Origin of the sequence: Citreimonas sp., assembly GCF_042096055.1 — a bacterium.
Taxonomy (GTDB): domain Bacteria; phylum Pseudomonadota; class Alphaproteobacteria; order Rhodobacterales; family Rhodobacteraceae; genus Citreimonas.
This window is the reverse complement of sequence record NZ_JBELMH010000136.1, coordinates 1-4,862: the sequence shown is the minus strand read 5'-3', so window position 1 is coordinate 4,862 and position 4,862 is coordinate 1. Positions and strand designations below refer to the sequence as shown.

Here is a 4,862-nt window from a genome sequence, read left to right as displayed (position 1 = left end):
CCGCCGCGCAGGCCGATCAGCGTGAAATGCATGCCGTTGCCCAGCATGATCAGCACGATTCCGAGAAGCAGGGCCCAGACCCCGGACAGCATCTTGATCATGTGGGGGCCTTCCGATCAGTGCGGCGGCCGGTCATGCGCCCGCGCCTCGGCGCTGCCTAGCGGGCGTCACCGCGGGCCGCTTTCGTCACAGCGCCGCATCGATCCCCGTTTGCGACAGCTCGGTCTCAGGCGTTCCAGGCGACACTGCCCAGGGCGTCGATCTCGTAGCCGCCGTAGGCCTCGGCGCGGTCGCGGAACGCCTGCGCGGCGCAGAAGCTCATCAGCGTCTGCATCGGCGGCTCGAACCACGCCTTGCGGTCGATCAGCAGGGCGAACTCCTCGTCGAGGATCGGCACGAAGTCGAGGCCGTAGCTGATCGCCACCGCCTCGAGACCGAAGGCGGCGTCGGCCTCGCCCCGGCGGACGGTCTCGACGGCCTCGTCCTCGGTCCGGGCGATTTCGGCCATGTCGAGCGCGGACAGGTCCAGCCCGTCGCGCGCGGCAAGGTGCCGGAACAGCGTGTCGGTGCCCGACCCCGGCTGGCGCGGCACGATGCGGCGCCCTGAAAGGTCGCCTAGACCCGACGGCGCCGGGCGGTCCGTGCGCACCACCAGCCCCCGCCGCCGCGTCGCGAAGCGCACCAGCACCGCGTTCAGCCCCGCCGCCGTGGCCGAGACCGCGGGCACGTTCCAGCTGTCCGAGGCCGCGTCGTGGATGTGCAGCCCGGCGGCGATGCCCTCGCCGCGCCGGAAGCGGTCCAGCCCGTCGCGCGAGCCGTCGTGGAACGTGGCGAGCCCGCAGCGCGATTGCCGGATCGCCCAGTCGAGCAGCGGGTCGTGGCTGCCCAGGATGATCGGCGGGCGGTTCATCGGCACGGGCGCCGCACCGCCATCCCCGCCCGACTTGGCGCGCGCGATCCAGGCGCGGATCTCGTCGGCGGGGAACAGCAGCTTGCCCGTCGCGCGCGAGCACGGCACGGCCCCCGAAGCGGCCAGGTCGTAGACCTTGCGCTCCTTCAGGCGCAGCAGGTCGGCCAGTTCCTTGACCGTCAGGAATTCGTGGTCGGGAAAGGCGGTGTCGGTCATGGGATCGCCTCGGTCAACGTCGCGCGCAAGCCATAGCCGGTTTCGCGCGTCCGGGCCATCTCCGCGTGCGGTCTGGGCGGCCGCGACGGGCCGCCCGCGCGCTCAGTCGGCGGGCGCGTTCGGAAAGAACAGCTGCTGGTCGGCGACCATATAGCCCGCGATCGCCTGCTGACCGTCCTCCGAGACCAGCCAGTCGGCGAAGGTCTGCGCGGCCTCGGCGTTCACGCTTGGGCAGTGCTCGGGGCTGACCGGGATCACGCCGTACTGGTTGAACATGTCCTCGTCGCCCTGCACCTGGATTTCGTAGTCCTGCTTGTTGTCGAAGCTGATCCAGGTGGCGCGGTCGGTCATAACGTAGGCGCCCATGCCGATCCCGGCGTTGAGCGTGGCGCCCATCCCGGACCCGGTCTCGCGATACCACGCACCCGAGGCCGCGGTCGGATCGACGCCTGCGTCGGACCACAGCGCCATCTCCTTCTTGTGGGTGCCGCTGTCGTCCCCGCGCGAGGCGAAGAGCGCGCCTTCGTCCGCGATCCGCGACAGCGCCGCCTGCACGTCCTGCATGCCGCCCACACCGGCCGGATCGTCCGCTGGCCCGACGATGACGAAGTCATTGTACATCAGGTCAGTGCGGGTCGTCCCAAAGCCAGCTTCGACGAACGCCTCCTCGGCGGGCTTGGCGTGGACCAGAAGCACGTCGCCGTCGCAGTTCTCGGCGTTCTGGATCGCTTGGCCGGTGCCCACGGCCACCACGTTAACTTGGATGCCGGTCTCGTCCTCGAACATCGGCAGCAGGTAGTCGTAGAGGCCCGAGTTCGCGGTCGAGGTGGTGGACTGGACGATGATCGACTGGTCCTGCGCCCAGGCGCCCCCGGCGATCAGCGTGGCGATGGCGGCGGCGCCGAGTGTCTTGGTCTTCATTTCCGTACCTTTCGTTCGTTCGGTCAAACGACAATCCTGCCGTTCAGGTAGTCCCGCGCGGCTTCGCTCTGCGGCCGTGGGAAGAAGTCGTCCGCGCGGGTGTGCTCGGCCACGCGGCCGCGGTGCAGGAACAGCACGTCGTCGGCCATGCGCCGCGCCTGGCCCATGTCGTGCGTGACGAAGACGATGCGCACGCCGCGGTCGCGGGCGTCGCGCACGATCGTCTCGATCGCCAGCACCGAGGCGGGGTCGAGGCTGGCGGTCGGTTCGTCGAGGAACAGCACCTCGGGGTCGGTGGCTAGCGCGCGGGCCAGTGCCAGGCGCTGCGCTTCGCCCCCGGACAGAAGGCGCGCCGGCTGCTGCGCCTTGTGCGCCAGCCCCACGTGCTCCAGCAGCGCGTCGCGGCGGGCGGTATCCTTGCGCCGCGCCTTCAGAACAAAGTCGATATTGGCCGCAACCGACCGGCGCAGCAGAACCGGCTTCTGGAAGACCAGCGCCTGGCGGTGGGTGACCTCGGCCGCCGCATGGCCGCCCCAGTCGATCCGGCCCGACGCGGGCAGCATCAGCCCGTGCAGCAGCTTCAGAAGCAGGCTCTTGCCCGCGCCGTTCGGCCCCATCACCATGGTGCAGCCGGTCGGGCCGAGATCGAAGCCCACCCCGTCGAGGATCGTCGCGTCCTTGAAGCGCAACACGACGTCTCGCACCGCCAGCGGCAGGATCGGCGCCGGCCGCATCCGCGGCGCCACCGCCGGCGCAAGGGAGAGCAGCGCGTCAGACATAAGCCTGCCTCGCCGCGGTCATGCGCACCGATTGCACCGCCGCGTTCACCCCCAGCGCGATCACCAGAAGGATGATCCCCAGCGCCAGCGCCAGGCCCAGATCGCCCTTCGAGGTCTCGAGCGCGATGGCCGTCGTCATCACCCGCGTCAGGTGGTCGATATTGCCGCCGACGATGATCACGGCGCCGACCTCGGCCACCGCGCGGCCGAAGCCCGCGAGCCCGACCGTCAGCAGCGAATAGCGCGCGTCCCACAGCAGCGCCTGCACCGTCTGGCCGCGGCTCAGGCAGAGCGAGCGGAACTGTTCGGCATATTCGGCATGTAGGTCTTCGAGCACCTGCCGCGATAGCGCCGCGACGATGGGTGCGATCAGGATCGTTTGCGCGATGATCATCGCCGTCGGCGTGTAGAGCAGCCCGAGGAACCCCAGCGGACCCGACCGCGACAGGTGCAGGTAGACCAGCAGGCCGACGACCACCGGCGGCAGGCCCATCAGCGCGTTCATCACGATCAGCACCGCATTGCGCCCGGGGAACCGCCCGATCGCCACAAGCGCGCCGACCGGCAGGCCGATGAGGCAGGCCAGTATCGTCGCGGTCAGGCTGACCTGCAGGGACAGCAGCACGATCTCGAGCAGGTCGGGGTCGCCCGACAGGACGAGCTGCATCGCGAGGCCGAGCGCGTCTCCCATTCCTGCAAGAACTCCGATAGTGCAAAATTTCCGTTGTGCTGCATGGTATCCTGCGGTCAGTGCCGAGATCAAGGCGCAATTTGCGCTGCAATTTTGGGTTACGCAGTTCAACTAGGGACGGAAGGCGCGCACAAGAGACTGCAAAATTTCCGGAAGCGGAACTTTACGAGCCTTTAGGCTCAGTCCTGCCGGCCCATCAGCCGGTCGATCGGCGCATAATCGTCGGTCAGCACCAGCCCGCGCGCCTCGACCAGCTGATCGACGAAGGCGTCGCCCAACGCGCCGAAGCGGGTCTGGTCCGGCGCGGCTACGGTGAACGCGTCCACTTCCGTGCGGAAGTCGCCGCCGACCACGACGAAGACCATGCGCTGGCCGGGCAGCGGCTGCACCTGCTGCGTCCAGACCTCGACCACCGGAAAGACCGTGCGCATCGTCGCGACGATCGAGGCCAGCGCGCGCAGCCGGTCCTCGTGGTCGATGACGTTCATCAGGAAGCTGCCCCCGGGCGCCAGCCGGTCGGCGGCGAGGCGAAAGAACTCCTGCGTGACGAGGTGCACCGGCACGACCACGTCGGTGAAGGCGTCGCCGATGATGATGTCGTAGCGTTGCTCGGGGCGGGTGAGCAGCGCGCGACGGCCGTCCTCGTGCAGGACCGTGGCGGTGTCGGGGTCGAACCAGAACGCCTCGGCGGCGAGGTCGGTGACCGCCGGATCGATCTCGGCCACGGTGATCGGGCCGGTGCCGCGCGCGGCGAAGGCCCGTGGCACGGCGTAGTTCCCGCCGCCGATATGGAAGCTGGTGAAATCCGCCCGCGCGCTGCGCTGCATCGACAGCGCGTCCAGCATGGCGGTGTGTTCGGTGAACTGCACCAGCGGCAGGTCGCGCGCGCTGATCCCGTGGGCGAGGTGGTCGATCACCATCAGGTTCACGGGCCGCGCCCGATCGGCCGAGACGTCCTCGACCCGCAGGCAGAAATACCGGCTCTCGCGGTCGCAGGGATCGGGCGCGGCCAAGGCCAGCCCCGCGAGGCCGAGCGCCGCGACGGCCGAGGCCAGTGCTACGCCGCGTCCGCGCGACCGGCCCAGCCACAGGAACAGCGCGCCGCTCGCGACATAGACGATGGTGACGACCACCAGCGTCGCGGCCGAGCCCAGCCAAGAGATGAACACGAACCCCGCCAGCAGCGTGCCCGCGATCGCGCCGATGGCGCCCGAGGCGAACATCGCGCCCAGTGCGGGGCCGCTGCGGTCGGCCGTCGTCACGGCGATCTGCGCCAGGACCGGCGCGGGCACGCCGGCGAAGAAGGACGGCAGGAAGAACACCAGCGCGGTCAGCGCCGTGATGC

At 69.8% G+C, this 4,862-nt stretch carries 5 protein-coding genes; all 5 read right to left on the bottom strand.

What is annotated here, in order from left to right; all coding sequences use genetic code 11:
• Window positions 1-226: 226 nt before the first annotated feature.
• Window positions 227-1,126, bottom strand: coding sequence for a substrate-binding domain-containing protein (locus ACFDTC_RS17435; protein ID WP_375260149.1), 900 nt, complete (start codon window positions 1,124-1,126; stop codon window positions 227-229).
• 102 nt (window positions 1,127-1,228) lie between these two features.
• Window positions 1,229-2,047 carry a substrate-binding domain-containing protein gene (locus ACFDTC_RS17430; protein WP_375260148.1) on the bottom strand — a complete coding sequence of 273 codons (819 nt, stop codon included), beginning with the start codon at window positions 2,045-2,047 and terminating at the stop codon, window positions 1,229-1,231.
• A gap of 23 nt (window positions 2,048-2,070) precedes the next feature.
• Window positions 2,071-2,826 carry an ATP-binding cassette domain-containing protein gene (locus ACFDTC_RS17425; protein WP_375260147.1) on the bottom strand — a complete coding sequence of 252 codons (756 nt, stop codon included), beginning with the start codon at window positions 2,824-2,826 and terminating at the stop codon, window positions 2,071-2,073.
• On the bottom strand, window positions 2,819-3,517 hold the full coding sequence (locus tag ACFDTC_RS17420; RefSeq protein ID WP_375260146.1) for an ABC transporter permease: 699 nt from the start codon (window positions 3,515-3,517) through the stop codon (window positions 2,819-2,821). Before ACFDTC_RS17420 ends, ACFDTC_RS17425 begins: the two co-directional genes overlap by 8 nt.
• A gap of 179 nt (window positions 3,518-3,696) precedes the next feature.
• The coding region (locus ACFDTC_RS17415) for a fused MFS/spermidine synthase (protein ID WP_375260145.1) at window positions 3,697-4,862 on the bottom strand (1,166 nt) is incomplete at its 5' end.

Excerpts from the sequence above, each read along its gene's own strand:
- ACFDTC_RS17420 (WP_375260146.1), bottom strand. The coding sequence starts at position 3,517 with ATGGGAGACGCGCTCGGCCTCGCGATGCAGCTCGTCCTGTCGGGCGAC.
- ACFDTC_RS17430 (WP_375260148.1), bottom strand. The coding sequence starts at position 2,047 with ATGAAGACCAAGACACTCGGCGCCGCCGCCATCGCCACGCTGATCGCC.
- ACFDTC_RS17435 (WP_375260149.1), bottom strand. The coding sequence starts at position 1,126 with ATGACCGACACCGCCTTTCCCGACCACGAATTCCTGACGGTCAAGGAA.
- ACFDTC_RS17425 (WP_375260147.1), bottom strand. The coding sequence starts at position 2,826 with ATGTCTGACGCGCTGCTCTCCCTTGCGCCGGCGGTGGCGCCGCGGATG.